Annotated in this window: 18 protein-coding genes; 12 read left to right on the top strand and 6 right to left on the bottom strand. The window is 47.1% G+C overall.

The window, feature by feature from the left end:
- The first annotated feature begins 33 nt into the window (after positions 1-33).
- Positions 34-714, top strand: coding sequence for an ArsR/SmtB family transcription factor (locus ACOGW3_RS11035; protein ID WP_419903016.1), 681 nt, complete (start codon positions 34-36; stop codon positions 712-714).
- Positions 715-743: 29 nt separating this feature from the next.
- The gene (locus ACOGW3_RS11030) at positions 744-1,097 is read left to right on the top strand and encodes a hypothetical protein (RefSeq protein WP_419903015.1); all 354 of its coding nucleotides are present in this window, start codon (positions 744-746) and stop codon (positions 1,095-1,097) included.
- Between the two features lie 46 nt (positions 1,098-1,143).
- Here ACOGW3_RS11030 and gltB read toward each other — a convergent pair whose 3' ends face one another.
- The 3 genes from gltB to ACOGW3_RS11015 form a co-directional block, all read right to left on the bottom strand.
- A complete protein-coding gene (gltB, locus tag ACOGW3_RS11025; protein ID WP_419903014.1) occupies positions 1,144-5,673 on the bottom strand; it encodes a glutamate synthase large subunit in 4,530 nt (1,509 codons plus the stop codon).
- An 11-nt stretch (positions 5,674-5,684) separates the two neighbouring features.
- Positions 5,685-7,112 (bottom strand): NAD(P)-dependent oxidoreductase, encoded by a 1,428-nt coding sequence (locus ACOGW3_RS11020; RefSeq protein WP_419903013.1) that lies wholly within the window; start codon positions 7,110-7,112, stop codon positions 5,685-5,687.
- 240 nt (positions 7,113-7,352) lie between these two features.
- Complete coding sequence (locus ACOGW3_RS11015; RefSeq protein WP_419903012.1) at positions 7,353-8,303, bottom strand: complex I NDUFA9 subunit family protein; 951 nt, start codon at positions 8,301-8,303, stop codon at positions 7,353-7,355.
- A gap of 288 nt (positions 8,304-8,591) precedes the next feature.
- Between ACOGW3_RS11015 and ACOGW3_RS11010 the strand changes: the two genes are divergently transcribed.
- The 8 genes from ACOGW3_RS11010 (at position 8,592) to ptsN (ending at position 15,660) form a co-directional block, all read left to right on the top strand.
- Positions 8,592-9,215 carry a ribonuclease D gene (locus ACOGW3_RS11010; RefSeq protein ID WP_419903011.1) on the top strand — a complete coding sequence of 208 codons (624 nt, stop codon included), beginning with the start codon at positions 8,592-8,594 and terminating at the stop codon, positions 9,213-9,215.
- A gap of 219 nt (positions 9,216-9,434) precedes the next feature.
- Entirely contained in the window at positions 9,435-10,406 is a 972-nt protein-coding gene (locus ACOGW3_RS11005) for a KpsF/GutQ family sugar-phosphate isomerase (protein ID WP_419903010.1), read from the top strand.
- A 30-nt stretch (positions 10,407-10,436) separates the two neighbouring features.
- Positions 10,437-11,138 (top strand): LPS export ABC transporter periplasmic protein LptC, encoded by a 702-nt coding sequence (gene lptC / locus ACOGW3_RS11000; protein WP_419903009.1) that lies wholly within the window; start codon positions 10,437-10,439, stop codon positions 11,136-11,138.
- The gene (locus ACOGW3_RS10995) at positions 11,138-11,977 is read left to right on the top strand and encodes an LptA/OstA family protein (protein ID WP_419903008.1); all 840 of its coding nucleotides are present in this window, start codon (positions 11,138-11,140) and stop codon (positions 11,975-11,977) included. Before lptC ends, ACOGW3_RS10995 begins: the two co-directional genes overlap by 1 nt.
- Positions 11,978-12,059: 82 nt before the next feature.
- Positions 12,060-12,848, top strand: a complete 789-nt coding sequence (gene lptB, locus ACOGW3_RS10990) for an LPS export ABC transporter ATP-binding protein (RefSeq protein ID WP_419903007.1) — start codon at positions 12,060-12,062, stop codon at positions 12,846-12,848.
- Between the two features lie 11 nt (positions 12,849-12,859).
- Complete coding sequence (gene rpoN, locus ACOGW3_RS10985; RefSeq protein WP_419903006.1) at positions 12,860-14,389, top strand: RNA polymerase factor sigma-54; 1,530 nt, start codon at positions 12,860-12,862, stop codon at positions 14,387-14,389.
- Between the two features lie 206 nt (positions 14,390-14,595).
- A complete protein-coding gene (hpf, locus tag ACOGW3_RS10980) occupies positions 14,596-15,177 on the top strand; it encodes a ribosome hibernation-promoting factor, HPF/YfiA family (protein WP_419903005.1) in 582 nt (193 codons plus the stop codon).
- Between the two features lie 18 nt (positions 15,178-15,195).
- A complete protein-coding gene (ptsN, locus tag ACOGW3_RS10975) occupies positions 15,196-15,660 on the top strand; it encodes a PTS IIA-like nitrogen regulatory protein PtsN (RefSeq protein ID WP_419903004.1) in 465 nt (154 codons plus the stop codon).
- Between the two features lie 120 nt (positions 15,661-15,780).
- Here ptsN and ACOGW3_RS10970 read toward each other — a convergent pair whose 3' ends face one another.
- The 3 genes from ACOGW3_RS10970 to ACOGW3_RS10960 all read right to left on the bottom strand — a co-directional run bounded on the left by ACOGW3_RS10970 (position 15,781) and on the right by ACOGW3_RS10960 (position 17,516).
- Positions 15,781-15,999: a DUF1150 family protein gene (locus ACOGW3_RS10970; RefSeq protein WP_419903003.1), complete on the bottom strand. Its 219-nt coding sequence runs from the start codon at positions 15,997-15,999 to the stop codon at positions 15,781-15,783.
- 114 nt (positions 16,000-16,113) lie between these two features.
- Positions 16,114-16,566, bottom strand: a complete 453-nt coding sequence (locus tag ACOGW3_RS10965; RefSeq protein WP_419903002.1) for an Hsp20 family protein — start codon at positions 16,564-16,566, stop codon at positions 16,114-16,116.
- A 479-nt stretch (positions 16,567-17,045) separates the two neighbouring features.
- Positions 17,046-17,516: a sensor histidine kinase gene (locus ACOGW3_RS10960; RefSeq protein WP_419903001.1), complete on the bottom strand. Its 471-nt coding sequence runs from the start codon at positions 17,514-17,516 to the stop codon at positions 17,046-17,048.
- A gap of 145 nt (positions 17,517-17,661) precedes the next feature.
- Between ACOGW3_RS10960 and istA the strand changes: the two genes are divergently transcribed.
- Together istA and istB are read left to right on the top strand one after the other, a co-directional pair.
- Entirely contained in the window at positions 17,662-19,170 is a 1,509-nt protein-coding gene (gene istA, locus ACOGW3_RS10955; RefSeq protein ID WP_419902888.1) for an IS21 family transposase, read from the top strand.
- Complete coding sequence (gene istB / locus ACOGW3_RS10950; protein WP_419901088.1) at positions 19,167-19,979, top strand: IS21-like element helper ATPase IstB; 813 nt, start codon at positions 19,167-19,169, stop codon at positions 19,977-19,979. Before istA ends, istB begins: the two co-directional genes overlap by 4 nt.
- Positions 19,980-19,982 lie beyond the last annotated feature (3 nt).

Raw genomic sequence — 19,982 nt, 5'->3', positions numbered from 1 at the left:
GCTTACCAAGGACACTTCGTTTAATATCTAAGTATGAAAGAAGGACCAGACATAGCCCTACTGGGCTCTCTCATTGGCGACCCAGCGCGCTCGAATATGCTGTCTGCCCTGATAAGCGGCAAGGCACTTACCCCCAGCGAGCTTGCAGAAATCGCCAATATCACACTCCAAACGACCAGCGCCCATCTCAAAAAAATGGAAGCCGGCGGCCTAATTCGGCAGCGGAAACAAGGGCGCCATCGCTATTTCAATCTAGCCGATGAAGACGTCGCAGCTTTGATCGAAAACATGATGGGGCTTGCTGCAAAAAAGGGCCATATTCGAACAAGAACAGGCCCTAAAGCACCAGAACTGAGGAAAGCACGGGTTTGCTACAATCACCTTGCTGGTGAATTTGGCGTGCAAATGTACGACAGCCTAATTGCCAGAGGCTACCTTATTGAAAATGAAGAAGAGGTAACTCTGACTGACACTGGCCAAGAATATATATCAACTCTCGGCATTGAAGTTGATGCTTTAAGAAACTCTCGCCGCCCCCTATGCAAATCATGTCTGGACTGGAGTGCTCGGCGGAGCCATCTTGCGGGATCACTTGGAACAGCATTGCTGGATTATATTTACGACAAAGGCTGGGCCCGACGGCTAAACGAAGTCCGCGTTGTTGAGTTCTCGAAAAGGGGTGAAACAGAATTTCTGGCTCGCTTCCCACTTTAAAAACGACACCATCTGAACGGACCGACCTCTTGAGCTCTCTCAATTTCAAAACTCTGTTTCATCTTTCAAATGATACTGTCCACATTATTGAAATTAAACGCCTGGGATTGCCTGGTGATAGTGACAAATCGCTTCTTTTCTATTGGCTCTTGATAAAAAAAGGACATCTGCCTCAACGCCTAACATTTCAAGGCATGGCAGAGAACGGCGAAAACCAAACAAGAGACTTCAAAGAGGGAAAGCTATGCTTTGGTGATGAGATTGGCGAATTTACGGAATCTGGCAATCGCACATCTCACCAAATAGACGTCATTACACCGCCAACCCTCAGCTCTTCACTCAATCAATCCATAACGAGCTATCTTTCCGGATCTAGGCAATAAAAAAGGGCTGACAATCGCCAGCCCCCTTTAAGGTCACGTGTCGAAATTAAGCCGTTTTCAATTCGGCTTCGTTGGCAATCGGGTGCTCCAACAGTGCGAGCATTTCTTTCGGAATGACCTGCCAAAAATCACCTTTGATCTGCTGCCAATCATTCAAAAGACGCTCGGTATAAACCGATTGCGTTTCAGCCTGATGTTCTCTCACAAGATCAAGCAGGACCTGCTCCCAATGATCAGTTTTAACTTGCTGATAGATAACACTTTCATCATTGATCCGGCTTGGCAGTATACGGTTAGGATCGTAGACAAAGGCCATACCACCCGACATTCCAGCAGCAAAGTTCATCCCAACATCGCCAAGAATAACAGCTGTTCCACCTGTCATATATTCGCAACCATTGGAGCCGCAACCTTCGACCACAACTTTAGCACCCGAATTACGCACGGCAAAACGCTCACCTGCTTGGCCTGCAGCGAAAAGTTTTCCTGCCGTCGCCCCGTAAAGCACAGTATTTCCAATGATCGTGTTGTGTTGTGTAGAAAGGTTGCTTGATGCCAATGGCCTCACAACGATCTCTCCACCGGACAGCCCTTTTCCAACGTAATCATTGGCATCACCAAAGACTTCCAATTTCATCCCCTGAACCGCAAAAGCACCAAGAGATTGCCCCGCAGATCCGCGTAAACGGACTGTTATATGGCCAGGCTGTAACTCTTTCATGCCAAAACGGCGGGTGATTTTAGAGGCCAATCGCGTACCAACAGCGCGGTGCGTATTGCGTACGTTGTATTGTAACTGCATCTTTTCCCCGACTTCGAAGAATGGATTAGCATCTTCAATAATCTGGGCATCAAGAGTATCTGGAACAGCATTACGCCCCTCCAATGTGCAGTAACGTTTTGCATCCCCACTGTCAGCAAGAGCAAGCAGAGGGTTAAGGTCCAAATCATCGAGGTGAGGAGCACCACGACTAACCTGTTTCAAAAGGTCGGTGCGTCCGATGATTTCGTTCAAGGTTTTGAAGCCTAGAGACGCAAGGATCTCACGCACTTCTTCTGCAATGAAGCTAAAGAGATTAACTACTTTTTCAGGTGTACCATCAAACTTTGCCCGGAGATCATTATCTTGAGTACAAACCCCAACCGGACAGGTGTTTGAGTGACACTGACGAACCATAATACAGCCCATAGCGACAAGTGAAGCCGTGCCGACACCGTATTCCTCAGCACCTAGCATCGCTGCGATAACAATATCCCGGCCCGTTTTCAGCCCACCATCGGTCCGTAGCGTTACGTTATTACGCAGACCGTTTAGGGTCAAAACTTGCTGCACTTCACTCAGACCGATCTCCCAGGGTACCCCCGCAAACTTCAGGGATGTTTGAGGAGAAGCACCAGTTCCGCCAACATTACCAGAAATGAGAATGACATCCGCTTTGGCTTTAGCGACACCAGCGGCAACAGTTCCGATACCGGAACGCGCAACCAATTTCACGCATACCTTCGCAATTGGATTGATCTGTTTCAGATCGTAAATAAGCTGCGCCAAATCCTCGATAGAATAGATATCGTGATGCGGTGGTGGAGAAATCAGTGTCACACCTGGTGTCGAGTGACGCAGCCTCGCAATTAGCTTTGTCACCTTGAAACCCGGGAGCTGCCCGCCCTCGCCAGGCTTTGCCCCCTGAGCAACTTTGATTTCAATCTCACGACACTTGTTCAGATATTCAGCCGTCACCCCAAAGCGACCAGAAGCCACCTGCTTGATAGCAGAGTTTTCATTGTCGCCATTGGGGTGAGGCACGTAACGCTCGGGCACTTCACCACCTTCCCCAGAATCGGACTTGGCTCCGATACGGTTCATGGCAATGTTAAGTGTTCCGTGCGCCTCTGGGCTCAAAGCACCGAGCGACATCGCTGGCGTAATGAACCGTTTACGAAGAGAGGTGATAGATTCTGTATCTTCCACATCCAAGCCACCATTGGGATCATGCTTAAAATCAAGCAGATCAAGCAGATTGATCGGCGGACGTTCGTGGAGACCTTTGGTATATTTTTTAAAGAGCGAATAAGACCCTTTGGTCACAGCGGTCTGCATCGTGTGGATTAACTGCCCCTCCCACGCGTGTTCTTCACCACCAGCTCGGTAACGGTAAAAACCACCAATCGGCAGGGTCGTCGTATCTGAATCCCACGCTATCTTGTGTAATTCCAGGGCCTTTTCTTCCAGACCGCTCATACCAATACCTGAGATCCGGCTTGGCATACCCGGGAAGAATTCATCAACAAGTGTTCTGGAAAGACCTAGCGCCTCAAAATTGTAACCACCGCGATAAGAGGAAACAACGGAGATACCCATCTTACCCATAATTTTGAGCAAGCCATCATCAACAGCGGTGGTAAAACGTTCCATACATTCATCGAAACTTAGTTCACCAAATAATCCGCGACGATGACGATCAGCAATCGCTTCTTCAGCAAGATAAGCATTTACGGTCGTCGCACCGACCCCGATAAGGACGGCAAAGTAATGCACATCAAGGCATTCAGCACTACGTACGTTGATAGAGCAGAAAGAGCGAAGCTTATGGTCGACGAGATGAGTGTGAACAGCACCTGTCGCCAAGATCATCGGTATGCAAACCCGTTCTGCGGACTGCGTTTCATCACTCAGAACAACGTGTTCAAAACCCTCTCTAACGAGCTCTTCTGCTTCTCGGCGAATACGGTGCAGGGCATGACGAAGAGCCCCCGGTTTACCATTGGCCTCAAAAGTACAATCAACAACCCCAACCGAACGGCCCATGTGCTTTGAAAGCGCAACAAACTCAGAGTTGGTAAGAACTGGCGAGTCCAATTGCAGGATCGTCACCTGGCCTTCTTCTTCATCAAGCACGTTCCCGAGATTACCCAAGCGCGTGATCAAGGACATGACCTGCTTTTCTCTCAGGCTGTCGATAGGCGGGTTGGTAACCTGGCTAAAGTTCTGACGGAAGAAGTGGTGCATAGGGCGCACTTTATCGGACAAAACAGCAAGAGGCGTATCATCGCCCATAGATCCGATAGCTTCTTTTGCATTCTCGACCATCGGATGGAGAATAAGCTCCATATCTTCCACAGTGAGACCAAAATCTAACTGGCGACGGCGTAATTCATCCCTGCTGAGGGGCTGCTGGCTATACTTATGTTTTTTGACCAAGTCATCGATAACAAGAATATTCTGCAGCCAGTCGCCATATGGCTGTTGGGCAGCCAAACGATCTTTAAGCTCTTTATCCTTGTAAATACGGCCTTCTTCAAAGTTAACCGCAATCATTTGCCCCGGGCCTAAACGACCATTTTCAACAACACGGCTGACATCAATATGCACCATGCCTGTTTCAGATCCAGCGAAGAGCAGACCATCTTGTGTAATTGCATATCTTACTGGGCGCAGACCATTACGGTCCGTCCCCGCCAAAGCCCAAGGGCCAGAGAAACCACAGACAGCAGCAGGACCATCCCAAGGCTCCATCACTGCATTACAATAGGCATAGAGTTCCTTGTGCTCTTGCGGCACAGCATCATTTTTACTCCATGATTCTGGCACCAGAAGTGTTTTCGCCATTGGCAAACTACGGTCTGATCTAATCATGAGCTCAAACACAGAATCCAACGCTGCAGAATCAGAACTCCCCGGCAAGATGACCGGTTTGAGATCTTCCACATGAGAACCAAATTTAGGGTGATCAATCCGGCATTCGTGGGATTTCATCCAATTGACATTACCGCGGAGAGTGTTGATCTCACCGTTGTGTGCAATGACCCGGAAAGGCTGAGCAAGATGCCATGTTGGAAAAGTATTGGTCGAAAATCGTTGGTGGAAAATCGCAAAACTAGAGACAAAGCGCTCATCTTGAAGATCCGGATAAAAGTCTGCCAACTTCTCGGCGAGAACCATTCCTTTGTAGATGATAGAACGACAACTTAAGGAGCAGATATAGAAGTCCTTGATCGAATCACGTTCTGTCGCGGCTTCAATCCGACGACGAATAATGTAGAGATCTGTCTCAAAACGCTCAGCATCGACACCCTTGCTGTTCGCAATCATGATCTGTTCGATTTCAGGGCGATTCAGGCTTGCTTTTTCACCGCATATTGACGTGTTGACCGGAACCTGACGCCATCCATATATGGAATAACCAAAGTTAAGAATTTCGCGCTCAACGATAACACGACAGCGCTCTTGAGAGCCAAAATCCGTCCTCGGCAAAAACACCATGCCAATTGCCAAGTCTTCTTTTTTCTTGGCATGACCGATGTGCTCAATATGCTCGCGGAAAAACCCTTTTGGAATCTCGACGTGGATACCGCAGCCATCACCTGTCTTGCCATCAGCATCGACAGCACCACGGTGCCAGACTGCTTTGAGCGCTTCAATACCAGCCTCGACGACGGAACGACGTGGTTTTCCGTCAATGGCGGCAACAAGTCCAACACCACAGGCAGAGTGCTCATCTTCCGGATTATACAAACCATGCTTTTGGTAGTGCGCAGCCTGCTGTTCCCATTCTTTAATCGGGTTATTCGTATCCATGGGGTCTCTCCTTAAGCGGCGGCAGTTTTTCTGCGCTCAATATATGAATGTATTTGATCGGCGGCATCGCGGGCATCTTTGATCGCCCAAACCACAAGTGATGCACCGCGGACAATGTCACCAGCAGCAAAAACACCATCAAGGGCAGTCATCATCGTTGCATTATCTATGCGCAGAGTTCCGTGGCTACTGACTTCAAGCCCTTCTTCGTTAAAGAGCTTGGGTAGGTTTTCCGGGGAAAAACCGAGAGCCTTAATCACCAGATCTGCAGGAATAGCTTCTCTTGAGTCAGGAACAATTTGCGGCACTTGCCGGCCGGAAGAATCTGGCATCCCCAGGTGAACTTTTGAAACCAGGACTTCACTGACGTTTTCGTTTCCGATAAAAGCATCGGGCGCAGCCAACCAAACAAATTCCACACCTTCTTCTTCTGCATTTTGCACTTCACGCTCAGAACCCGGCATATTTTCTTTATCGCGGCGATAAAGGCACTTAACTGATTTCGCGCCCTGACGTACAGCTGTCCGAACACAATCCATTGCAGTGTCCCCACCACCGATCACGACAACGTTCTTATCCTTGGCATCAAGGGCTTCACTCATATGATCGGAACCCATACCGAGATCTTGCCGGTTTGATTCTGTCAGATAATAAAGCGCGGGTAGTATATTACCAAGTTCGCTACCGGGAAGACGAAGATCCCGCGCTTGATAAACACCTGTCGCAACCAAAACCGCATCATGCTTCTCACGAAGTTCAGAAAAAGGAAGCGTCCCACCAATGTCCTGGCCGAGATGGAATTCAATACCCGCCTCTTCCAAAAGAGCAATACGGCGATCGACCACGTCTTTTTCAAGTTTAAAGCCTGGAATGCCATATGAAAGCAATCCTCCAGCGCGATCATACCGATCATATATATGGACCTGATAACCCTTGCGGCGGAGCTGTTCACCCGCGGCCAACCCTCCGGGACCAGCCCCAATAATTGCGACTGTTTCTGCGCGTTCGCTCCGGGGCTTTGCGGGCTTAACCCAACCATTGTCCCATGCATTATCAGTAAGATACTTCTCAACTGCCCCAATGGTCACGGTTTCATGACCTGACTGCTGAATTACACAGGAGCCTTCGCACAAACGGTCCTGAGGGCAAATTCTGCCACAAATCTCCGGAAAATTATTCGTTGCCTGGGATAGCTCATAGGCCTCTTCCAAGCGACCATTTGCCGTTAACATCAACCAGTCCGGGATGTTGTTGGAAAGAGGACAGTGGATCTGACAAAAAGGCACACCACACTGGGAGCAACGGCTTGCCTGAATTTGGGCCGCTCCCTCAGTAAAAGAGTCGTATATTTCACGAAAATCTTCATTCCGCTGATCAGCAGCTCTTTTTTCAGGCATCTTTCGCTCTTGCCGAACGAATTGCAGCATCTTGTCAGACATACTTTATCTCCTGAACCAGGCTGCCATTTTTTTATTATCGTCAGTTACTTATGAAATATTTCAAAAGTTGGCACCCAGTCATCTTTATTATAATAATGATCAATGATGCATATAGGTAACTATATTTGACCTATTTGTCAAATTTATACAAAATTTCAGACTTAAATATGAGTTAGAAATTTAAATTTTTGCAATTTAGTTCCGATACGAGACTATATTGTAGCCAGTCAATACAATCCATTATTTTCCTCCCTCCCGATACCGCGACAGATAGGTCGGTAAAACAACCCTGACATCAACAGGATCGATTCCAAAGTCACGGAAACCCATAGCCTCACGACTTACAACATTATCCCGCTCTAACATTTTAAGCTGATCTCTGGTTAAAGGCGGTTGTGGTAGAAGTTCAAAAAATAAGGCCTGTAACCACGCCAACCACAGTGGAAGCGGAACCAAAAGGCGGCGACAGTTCACATGCTTCAGCATACTTTCCAAACATTCGCGAAAGGACAGTATCCTCGGACCGCCCAATTCATAGGTTTTCCCACCATACTTTTCAGGATCATTAACCGCTTTAAGAATGGCCTCAGCAACATTCTGAACAAAAACAGGCTGAAATTTAACTTCCCCTCCACCAACAAGAGGCAAAAAAGGACTGACGGAGGCCATCTTCGCAAAACGATTAAAAAAATCATCTTCAGGACCGAAAACAATACTCGGGCGGATGACAGTCACACCCGGGAAGCCTTCCCTAGCAGCTTCCTCCCCCTCCCCCTTAGTTCGACCATAGGCAGAGGCCGAATTTAAATCCGCGCCGATGGCAGACATCTGAACAAAAGCAGAAACCTGACAGTCTCTGGCCGCAGTCCCGACAAGTCCCGGCAACTGGGATTGAAGGATATCGAAGCGCTGCCTTCCGCTCTCGAAGAGGATCCCAACAAGATTAATAACTGCACTACTACCAGCAACAACGTGCGTAATCGACTCCTGATCACGAATATCAACCGCGATCGGCACGACTTGCCCAACACTACTACTGGGTAGCAGATACTTAACCCCCTGAGGATCACGAGTAGGCACACGAACCTGCCACCCATCTCGCGCCAACATCGAAACGACATAGCGACCGATAAATCCCGACCCGCCAAACACTGTTATGACCTTGGGGGAATTTTTTGTAGGGCTGACCATCTGCCTATCCTCTATACGATTAGGTTACGCCTAAACATACTCGGCCTATAATACCATACCCCAAACAAAATCTATTCCTATAGCTATAGATTCCCCTGCTTCATAAGACTTACTCAGATCAACTTAGCTCTAGGCATAGGGGCCCTTTAAGCAAGAGGCTAAAATACACTGCTATCAGGCAAGAAACTTGACAGAATCTTACTTCCAGTGAGAATGCAGCACATTAACGATACATCGACGCTTAGCTGTTATGCTCTTAGCGCGAACAACCCAATTCAGGAGTTTCCAGTGAGCGAAGTAAAAATCCATCTCCATCAAACAGACCTACCCGACGATATTGATTTTGGGAACTCTGTTGCGGTTGATTCCGAAACCATGGGTCTGAACCTCTCTCGCGATCGTCTCTGCCTAATCCAACTCTCTGCCGGGGATGGTGTTTGTCACCTCGTCCAATTTAAAGAGGGTAACTTTGACGCACCAAATTTGCGAGCCCTCTTTACAAATCAAAATATCACTAAAATCTTCCATTTTGCCCGCTTTGACCTTGCCGCAATTGAACGGTACCTCGGTGTCACCTGCAATCCTGTTTTCTGCACCAAAATTGCCTCAAAACTAATAAGAACCTACACAGACAGACATGGCCTGAAAGAGCTCTGCAAAGAGCTTTTAAAAGTCGATATCTCCAAGCAGCAGCAATCTTCTGACTGGGGCTCGCCAGACCTCTCTGAAGATCAGTTAAAATATGCCGCCTCTGATGTGCTTTATCTCCACAAAATGATGGCCATTCTCGAAGAAAGACTTGAGCGGGAAGGCAGAACCGAAATGGCCAAATCTTGCTTCGATTTCCTCCCCTGGCGCGCCAAACTAGACATTGCTGGTTGGGATGAAACTGATATTTTTGCCCACAGCTAAAATGATTACACTTAAAGGCTGATCATAATTTGTGAGATCAGCCTTTATCTCGACATTTTTTGAAGCCATTTTTCGAATGTTTTTAACTGCGTTGGTTTTACTTACCTGCGTTTTGAGTGTACCAATTAACTAGACATGCACCTTTGGTGCCAAACCTAGTTTTTGTCTTGGAATTAATTATTACTAATGGCCAATCAAGTTCGTACTATCGAGCCAAGCATGACCGACACGATAAAAGATAAATCTAACGCGCTAGAAACAGCGCGGCGCGTTTTGGATTTAGAAGCTGAAGGCATACAGTTGCTCAGTAAAGAGCTCGATGGAAATTTCATCGAGGCCTTGACCATACTGAACAACGTCACGGGTCGCGTCATAATCTCAGGGATGGGCAAGAGCGGGCACATCGCCAAGAAAATAGCTGCGACCCTGGCATCGACAGGGACGCCCGCTTATTGCGTACATCCTGGCGAGGCAAGCCACGGCGACCTTGGCATGATCACAAGGAATGACGCAGTTCTGGCCATGTCAAACTCTGGAAACACTTCAGAACTAAGTGATCTCATCACTTATACTCGACGCTTTGGCATCCCCTTGATCGCCATGACCAGCAAGAAGAACTCTTCATTAGCAGAAGCCGCAGATGTAGCGCTTATTTTACCATCACTTCCAGAAGCTTGCCCCCATGGCCTGGCACCGACAACATCGACAACAATGTCACTTGCCCTAGGCGATGCCCTCGCAATCGCCCTTATGGAGCAAAAGAATTTTCAGCCCAACGACTTCAAAGTCTTCCATCCAGGCGGGGCATTAGGCAATCAACTCTTAAAAGTTTCTGACATCATGCATGGTGAGAGGCTCCCGCTTTGTACGAGCGAGACTTCCATGACAGAAACAATCCTTATCATGACCAATCGCGCCTTTGGCTGTATAGGTGTCACAAACACTCAGGGACAACTGACAGGTATCATTACGGATGGGGACTTACGTCGCCATATGGATGCTGACTTACTTTCCATGACTGCGGAAAAAGTAATGACCGCCGCCCCAAAAACTACGCGTCCAAACGCCTTGGCTGCAGAAGCGCTTGGCCAGATGAACGAAAGGTCAATCACAAGCCTTTTTGTTACTGAAGATGACCTCCCTGTCGGAATAATACACATCCATGACTGTCTCCGCGCCGGGATTGCCTGACATTGTATATGAGTGAGATTGCATAAGAGAATGAGCTCGTCACAAAGATCATCTGATAGGATTGCAAAAACGGGTACTATAACACCGGAAGTAAGCGCACCCGTCAAACCTCCTAGTTATTCAGGAGGCAACGCCTATAGTGTCTTTGTAAGTATCGCCAAAGTTACTCTTCCTATTTTCGCAATCGTTCTAATACTCCTCGTTGTCGTCTGGCCCCAGCTGGAAAAGCAGGTGATTTCAGAAGCGACAATAATCACGAAAGAAATCCTTGGCGAAACGACACCCGACACTCTAAGTGCTCTAAACCCGAAATATCTCGGCCTTGATGATAACGATCAACCCTATACTATAATCGCGGATCTTGCTGAACAGTCCAGCGAACGTGAAAGTGAAATTTTTCTAACACTTCCAAAAGCGGACATCACCTTGGAAGATGGTACTTGGCTCGCTCTCTCTGCTCAATCGGGCATCTACGATAGGGATGAAAAATACCTCAATCTCAACGGCAATGTGAATATCTTCCAAGATCAAGGTTTTCAGATTCTCACAGAAGAAGCTATGTTTGATGCCAAGGCAGGTTCAGCCTTTGGACAATTACCTGTTGAGGGGCATGGCCCTGCAGGAACTATCAATTCTGAGGGTTTTGTTATCACTGATCGCGGAAAACGCATCACCTTTACAGGGAAAAGTCGATTGATCATCCTTCCTGGGGCTCAGGAGGCCTTGAAATAATGACCCGCGAAATAAAAATCTGTGAAAAAATTAAACGCCTGGCGTCTGCCCTTACGCTTATAACAACACTTATCACCGCCCCGCTCACAGCTATCAACGCTCAGGCACTGACGGAGGGACTGGGAAACAGCAATGTTCCTCTCGAAATCAATGCCGACGAGGGTATTGAGTGGCGTAGAGATCAAAAGCAATACGTCGCGAGTGGCAATGCACGTGCCGCCCAAGGTGAGCTGGAAGTTTATGGCGACCAGCTTGTTGCTCATTACCGTGAAGGCGTTGAGGGGGGCACTGAAATATATCGCGTTGATGCGGTTGGAAATGTCAAAATCGTTTCCCCAGGAGAAACCGCTTACGGTGATAACGGCGTCTATGACATCGACAAACAAGTAATGGTCCTTACCGGTCAAAACCTGCGCATGGTAAGTGGCGCCGACACAATTACGGCCAGAGACAGCCTCGAATACTGGGAAACCAAACAGTTGGCAATTGCGAGAGGCAACGCAGTTGCCATTCGTGAAGACAAGCGCGTTCGGGGCAATGTTCTGACGGCATATTTCGTCCGAGACGCTGCGAACAAGCTCGAATTGGATCGCATTGATGCACATGGGGATGTCAGGGTTGCGACCAAAACAGAATATGCCACGGGGGACAATGGCACTTATTATGTAAAGAAGGAGTTGGCTAACCTGACCGGGAATGTCAAAATAACTCAGGGGGAAAATCAAATGAATGGTGATCAGGCTGAGTTCAACCTCGCAACCGGAGTTAGTAAGCTAAAGAGCCAAAGCGGGAAACCTGTTACCGGTTTGATACTCCCCTCAAGCAAGAAAAAACCGTAATTGAAAACATGAATAATTGAGAAGCGCCCACCGCGTTTCAAAGGCATATAACAATAATCGTGACGAGTAACGGCAGAGCTTAATGACAGAAGACCAGAAAATAGCGGCAAACCAGGATGAGAAACCGAAGCCGTCTCTTATCGCTGACAACCAGGGGCTAATGGTCACCAACATAGGTAAGAGCTTCAAAAAGAGACCCGTTCTCAGGGCCGTTTCTATGCGCGTACAAAGGGGAGAAGTCGTTGGACTTCTAGGCCCCAATGGTGCAGGTAAAACCACAAGTTTTTATATCATCACCGGATTACTTTCTCCAGATTCAGGTTGGGTAACGCTAGATAATCAAGACATTACTGACTTGCCAATGTACCGCCGATCACGCATGGGTATTGGCTACCTCCCACAAGAAGCCTCTATTTTCCGCGGCCTCTCTGTTGAGGAAAACATTCGCGGCGTATTGGAAGTCGTAGAGCCTGTGAGAAGTAAACGGGAAGCGAAACTTGACAGCCTCCTGGCTGAGTTCTCCATTACCCACCTTCGTAACACGCCCGCAATAGCCCTTTCTGGTGGTGAACGTCGCCGTGTAGAAATCGCCCGTGCCCTTGCTTCAGATCCAAGTTTCATCCTCCTAGATGAGCCTCTTGCAGGTATTGATCCCATTGCTGTCGGTGACATCCGCGATCTGGTCATGCACCTTAAGGATAGAGGAATTGGGGTTTTAATCACTGATCACAATGTACGAGAAACCTTGGATATTGTTGATCGGGCCTATATCATCCATGATGGAATGGTGCTGATGGAAGGCACTCCTGGTGAAATCGTAAATAACGACGACGTGCGTCGTGTTTACTTAGGTGAAAGGTTTAGCCTCTAAGGGTTATACCTATGGCAATATCGCAAAGATTAGAGCTGAGGCAGAGTCAAAGCCTCGTTATGACCCCGCAGTTACAGCAGGCGATAAAACTCCTGCAGCTGTCGAACATGGATTTGGCTGACTACGTTCAACAAGAAGTGGAACAAAACCCTCTTCTTGACCGGGATGACGGCACAGGCAATTCAGCCCTGACGAACTCTGAAAATACAGACCTGCATTCAGCAGCTGCAGCTCCTTCAGAAAGCGAAACATCTCAGCCTGATTCCCTTGAGCTTTCCAATGCAGAAACGCTACCAGACAGCAACCAGGCCCCTCTCGACAATGAATTCGATAATTATTACGACAGCAGCCCTGACAACCAATGGACAGAAGATAGTACGTCTTTCTCTAATTGGGGTCCCGGCGGAAACACCCGCTTCGACGATGCCTCTTATTCTCTCGAAAACAGACTAAAAGAAACAATAACGCTTCGAGATCATCTGCGCGAACAACTCAATATGGAGATCGATTCCCCGACCAAAAGACTTATCGGGGTTCATCTGATCGATCAAGTAAATGAGTCTGGCTACATAAAAGCCAATCTTGAAGAGCTTGCAGAACAGCTTGGCTGCCCTCTAGACCTTGTTAAGTCTGTACTTAGCTCACTTCAAGAGTTTGACCCCGTTGGCATTTGCGCTCGAGATCTCGCAGAATGCCTCGCAATACAACTTAAAGAAAAAAATCGACTCGACCCTGCTATTCAGGCCCTTTTGGACAACCTCGATCTTCTGGCAAAACGGGATTTAAAAGGACTCCGTAGTGTCTGTGGTGTTGACGAGGAAGATATCACAGAGATGGTTGCGGAAATCAGGGCCTTAAACCCAAGGCCCGCTGCTGCATTTGATACCAGTGATGTCGAAACTCTTATTCCTGAAGTTATTATTAAGTCCGATAATGCAGGCGGCTGGCATATTGAACTCAATAGTGATGCCCTCCCCAAAGTGCTCATTAATAACAAGTACTACGGCAGCATATCTGATCAGGCCCGAAGCAAGGAAGATAAGACCTACATATCCGAGCAACTTCAATCAGCCAACTGGCTTATCAAGGCTCTTCATCAACGCGCAACCACCGTATTGAAAGTCGCGACTGAAATCGTACGCCAACAGGATGGCTTTTTACAAAAAGGGGTGCAAGCCCTCAAGCCCCTCACCTTAAAAGATATAGCGGAAGTCATTGAGATGCATGAATCTACTGTAAGTAGGGTGACATCCAACAAATACATGGTGACGCCTCGGGGCACATTTGAGATGAAGTATTTTTTCACCTCTTCAATCGCTGGCGATGATGGCAATGCTCACTCTTCAGAGGCCGTTCGAGACAGGATTAAGAGGTTAATCGACGACGAAGATCCCAAGAAAATCTTGTCAGACGATGCGCTCGTTACAAAATTAAAAGCCGAAGGCATTGATATTGCCCGACGCACAATTGCGAAATATCGGGAAGCCCTGGGAATCCCTTCTTCCGTACAACGACGCAGAGAAAAAAAGCTTACTTTGTAATTTTTTCGCTTAACAAAATCGACTCTCTTAAAAAGACTGTGTATACTACGTATGTCGTTTACTTTAGCGAGAGGAAAACATGGTTCTACCTACTGTCCTTGACTCTGATAAACGACGTCACTATGGTGCCGCCCCAGATAGCGGGGCTTGATTGGCACATATGGCCATTACGCTAACCCCCTTAACAATTCAGAGAATTTGTTCACATGCAGCTTTCCGTTAAAGGCAAGCAGCTCGACGTTGGCGACGCGCTGCGCACTCATATCGAAGAAAATCTTTCCGCTACACTGGATAAGTATTTTGGTGATGCAATTGATGTAAATGTCACTATATCCAAAAATGCGTACCTCTACCGCACAACGGTAGTTGCGCACGTTGGAAAAAATATACGACTAGAAGCTAATGGTGAAGCAGGAGAACCATACCCTGCATTTGATCTGGCCGCTGAGCGACTGTCCAAACGGTTGCGCCGCCATAAGCGCAGACTACGCGATGATCACGCCGAGGGTGGTAAAGAAGCTACCCATGCTCAGCATTACATTCTTTCTGGTGAGCAGGAAAAAGAAGAACAAAACGAAATTGACGCTGAAGAAAGCCCCTTAATTGTGGCTGAAATGGCGACTGAGATTCCAACTTTAACAGCAGGCCTTGCCGTTATGCGCATGGATCTCGAAGATCTTCCAGCAATGATGTTCCACAACAGCAAACACGGAGGATTAAATATGATCTACCGTCGTTCTGATGGAAATATTGGCTGGGTTGACCCCTTAAAAAGCCAGAGCACGTAACAGCTAAAGACTTATGTAATGGAATTAACCGACCTAATCGGCCCTAATGCCGTGGCCGCTGATTTGCGCGCCAACAGTAAAAAGCAATTTCTTCAAGAAATTGCTAAACGGGCTGCAAAAATTACTGGATCAGAAGAGCGGGACATCTTTGATGTTCTGATTGAACGGGAAAAACTAGGAACTACCGGGATCGGACAAGGCATTGCCATTCCTCACGGTAAACTTCCTAATCTCGACAAACTCTATGGTTTCTTCGTTAAATTGGAACGCCCAATTGACTTTGATTCCATCGATGAGCAACCTGTGGATCTGATCTGTTTGTTACTTGCACCTGAAACGGCCGGTGCCGATCACCTCAAAGCTTTAGCGCGGGTATCTCGCTTTCTAAGGAACGCATCCACCTGTGAGAAGCTGAGAGGAACTGAAAGCGACGATGGCATCTATGCACTCTTGAGTGCAACAACAACCAGCCACGCAGCTTAACAAGACTTCGGTTAAAACATTAAAAGACAAAAGGCTCCCAAATGGGGGCCTTTTTTTAATACTGGATATTCTAAGACATCACACACGAAAGGTATTTAGCGTCAAACAGAAAGGAATTTCCTAGTGAACACTCAAAGGCTCTAAGTCCTGTTGGCGTACAGCTGCAAATGCAACATCTCGATCCCCAACAACAGTGATTTCGGTTCCATCTGCTGCAAAAATGCCAAAGCAAGCATCTCCCTCTACATCAACAGGCTTAACATAGGCCACGACTTCCAAGCCAAGGGCCGTCATATCCTGATCTGTCATTAACTCTGATATAACTTGCTTAATCATCATAACTCTTTTCCAACCTAGGCTCCGACAGCATCAAACTCAAATCGGTCACCATCGCCCCTATCATAAATTCATTATTCTTAAAGAACCATCAACCTGATTTAATTCTTTTCCAAATTATTCGTGCTTGTCTTCAATTACAGCCGCTTTGGCTTGATTGTTATTTGTTTGAATCTCGATACTTCGAATTGTAACGTTCTGTAGGGGCTGTTCAAGCTCAACATGCAAGAGTCCATTATCCATATTTGCATTAAGAACTTCGATACCCTCAGCTAGAACAAATGCCCGCCGAAATTGTCGGGTTGCAATTCCGCGGTGAAGGTACTCTTTATCGTCGTCCGACTTTGCCTTACCGCGAATAACCAATTGATTATTCTCAATTTGAACCTGTATATCTTCGGGGGAGAACCCTGCCACTGCGAGCGTTATACGTATTTTATTTTCACTGACCTTTTCCACATTATACGGTGGGTAGCCATCAGTAGCGGTCTTGGAAATCATATCCATCGCCTGCTCGAATTGCTCAAAACCTAGCATCAATGGACTGTTAAACAGAGACAATCTCGACACTCATACCTCCTCTATAGAGCAAGGCTCATTATTCATTGGCCCCAATAGGCAGCCATTTAATTATCGCAATCTGGATTCCAGCATCGCGGCTCCCCTTAAACTTGGGGCTTGATAGGCGCTTGGTCAAGATAGAGTTATTATAGAATCCAAAAACTATTGATTACCTCGGACAAATGCACACTCATAGGTATTTATTAACACCAAATATCTACCTAAGATTTAATTTCTTTTCGAATCACCCTAATTTGTGTATATCTAGTTAGGCACACCACCACATCTTGTGGACAACTCTGTGGATAACTTGATGAAAACTTCTTATTCCGTTACCGCTAGCCCTTACTTAACCAAACCATTGCGCTCTTTAGAGCAAGTAAAAGCTGATTTGGATGAAAAAAGGTGTCGACTGGAACAAGAAGAAATTAAGCGAAACAGTTTTACAATCACTACTTTGAAGAAAAATTCACACTAGAACAGGAGTGTTAACTGTTAATCACGACGAGTTCCAAAGGGAACCTAAGAGTAATAGCGGTGCCTAACCCCGGCTCGGAAGAAATCGTAAAATCACCTCCCAAAGACTCAACTGATTTTTTAGAGATAGGTAATCCCAGCCCCGTACCCCTGACATGTGTATGTATTTGCGCTTCATGAACCTGGCTGTAAGGGCTTAATGCAAGAGCAAGTTGCTCAGAAGTCATACCGATACCATTATCGCGAATAACCATCAAAACGGCCCCGTCTTTCACATCAAACTGACCCTCAACACATACACGACCGCCTCGTCGCGTAAACTTGATAGCGTTAGAGACAAGGTTTGTTAGAACTTGCTTAAATCGACGCTCATCCGTTTTCAGGCCAGGAAAATCATCCGCAATATTGACTGAAAGCTCAACCCCAGACTCCTCTGCAAGCAAAGCCTGTTCAGCGACAATAACCTTGGCCGGTTGCGACAACCACCTTGGCCGGTGGATCTGATCATTAAAAAGGGCGTGCCCGTTTGATAATCAGATCCACCGGCCAAGGCTTAATTTGGTGTTAGTTACAAGCTGCTGTGAGTTGATAAATTAGGAACCTCTAGATGTAATTGGAGGAACCTGTTTGCCGTATAAATTTATCACAGATGAACAACTGAGACTTTACATGACAGATAGAAAAACTCATGGTCAACGAACCGCCGCTGCCCGCGCAGGGTTTAGCGAACGCACGGCCCGCCGATTTTACGTTGATGCGACTTTACCGTCACAACGCAATATAAAGCGAGGGCGAACAGTTTCTGATCCGCTTGAAGATATCTGGGATAAGGACATCCTTCCCATTTTGGATAAAGACAACTCGGTCAAACCCATTACTTTGTTGCGCCACATACAGAGCCTCTATCCGCTCCGTTTTCCCGATGACCGTGTCAAGCGCACGTTAGAGCGCCGAGTTCGGGGATGGCGGGCTCTGAATGGCCCTGAAAAGGATATCATTTTCAGGCAAACACCTGAGCCGGGTTACATGGGCCAATCAGATTTCACGGATGCAGCCGACTTAAGTATTACCATTGCAGGAGATCCTTTGGTGCATCGGCTCTATCATTTTGTTCTGGTATATAGCCGATGGGAACATGTTGGGGTCGTACTTGGCGGTGAGAGTTTTACAGCCCTTGCGGAGAACTTACAAAATGCGCTTTGGTCCTTGGGGGGCGCTCCTGAAAACCACCGGACCGACAGCCTGTCTGCGGCCTTTCGGAATTTGAGCGTTGAGGAAAAGGAGGACATTACCAAACGTTATTCTGCTTTTGTTGAGCACTACGGTATGGAGGCCAGTCGAAATAACAGAGGGGAATCACACGAGAACGGTGCCATTGAATCTCACCACGGTCACCTTAAGACTGCGATAAAGCAGGCCCTGATTTTGCGTGGCAGTAATGACTTTGACACTTTGGATGAGTATCGGCGATTTTTGGACGAGCTGATTGCTAGACGGAACAAACATCGTGACCAAGATATCCAAACAGAGTTGAAATCTCTCAAGGCGTTACCTCCTCGGCGAACAACAGATTACACTGAAGTCGTGTCGAGAGTTACCAAAACAAGTGGTTTTTTAGTTAAGCAGGTTTTTTATAGCGCCCCTTCTCGCCTAATTGGTCAACGCTTGCGTGTCCATATTTACGATAACCGGATAGAAGCCTATCTAGGCAGCACTCATGTCGTCAGCCATTCTCGTGAGCGGGGGCACGGCAAAGGCCCCCGCATTCATGTTATCAATTATCATCACGTCATTCATGCTCTCAAACGTAAACCTCAGGCACTCGCCAATTCTATTTATCGTGACAGTATTTTTCCAAGAACCGAGTACTCCCTGGCCTGGACATTGTTTCAGAAAAAGTTGTCCCGCAGAGATGCGTGTCGTCAGATGGTTGGGATACTTTTCCTTGCGCACGAAGAGGCTTGTGAGGCCGAAGTCGCGCACCTGATTTCGAGAGAAATCAATGCAGGAAGGCTACCTTGCGCAAAAAAACTTAAGCTGAATATCACAAAAAAGAACACGGATTTACCTCCTGATATTCCCGTGGTTCAACCTTCATTATCAGTCTTTGATACTCTGTTGGAGGATCGGGCATGACAAACATTGAAGTGGATCAGCACAAGCTGCCTCTTATGCTAACTGACTTACGATTACCCAGCTTTCACAAACACTGGCAAGATATCGCAATCCAATCCGACAAGGAGGGCTGGTCAGCAGCCAGGTTCCTTGCCGTTTTGGCCGAATATGAATTGGCCGAAAGGGACACGCGACGCATTCAACGCCATCTCAACGCATCAAACCTGCTGGGCGGAAAAACTCTGGCCACTTTTAACTTCAAGCGGCTGCCTAACGTGAAAAAGGCGCAGGTCGAAGCCTTGTCTGCCGGTGACTGGATTGACGCAAGAGCAAATCTGATTGCCATTGGAAATTCAGGGGGAGGAAAAACTCATCTCCTATGCGCCGTAGGTTATGCTCTTATAGAGGCTGGATACCGTGTGCTCTATACGCAAACCAGTGATCTGGTGCAAAAACTCCAGGCTGCCAGACGTGAACTTATGCTCGAAAACGCCCTCGCAAAACTCGATAAATTTGATCTCATCATTCTCGATGATATTACCTATGCACAAAGGGATATATCTGAAACATCCGTGCTCTTTGAATTGATCGCCAGACGATATGAGTACCGAAGTATTGCAATTGCTGCCAATCAACCTTTTAGCGGATGGGACAATATTTTTCAAGATAAGGCCATGACCGTTGCAGCAATCGATCGTCTTGTTCACCACTCAACCATTCTTGAGATGAATATCGACAGCTACAGACAATGGGAAGCCGCCCAAAATCTCAAAAAAATGTTGCGGAAAACCACAAACAAAAAGGTGAAAAATATGCCTGAAGCATCGTAAATA

Source organism: Kiloniella sp. (assembly GCF_965205715.1).
Taxonomy (GTDB): Bacteria; Pseudomonadota; Alphaproteobacteria; order Kiloniellales; family Kiloniellaceae; genus Kiloniella.
The sequence above is the reverse complement of the archived record's forward strand: the minus strand, read 5'-3'. Positions and strand labels throughout refer to the sequence as shown.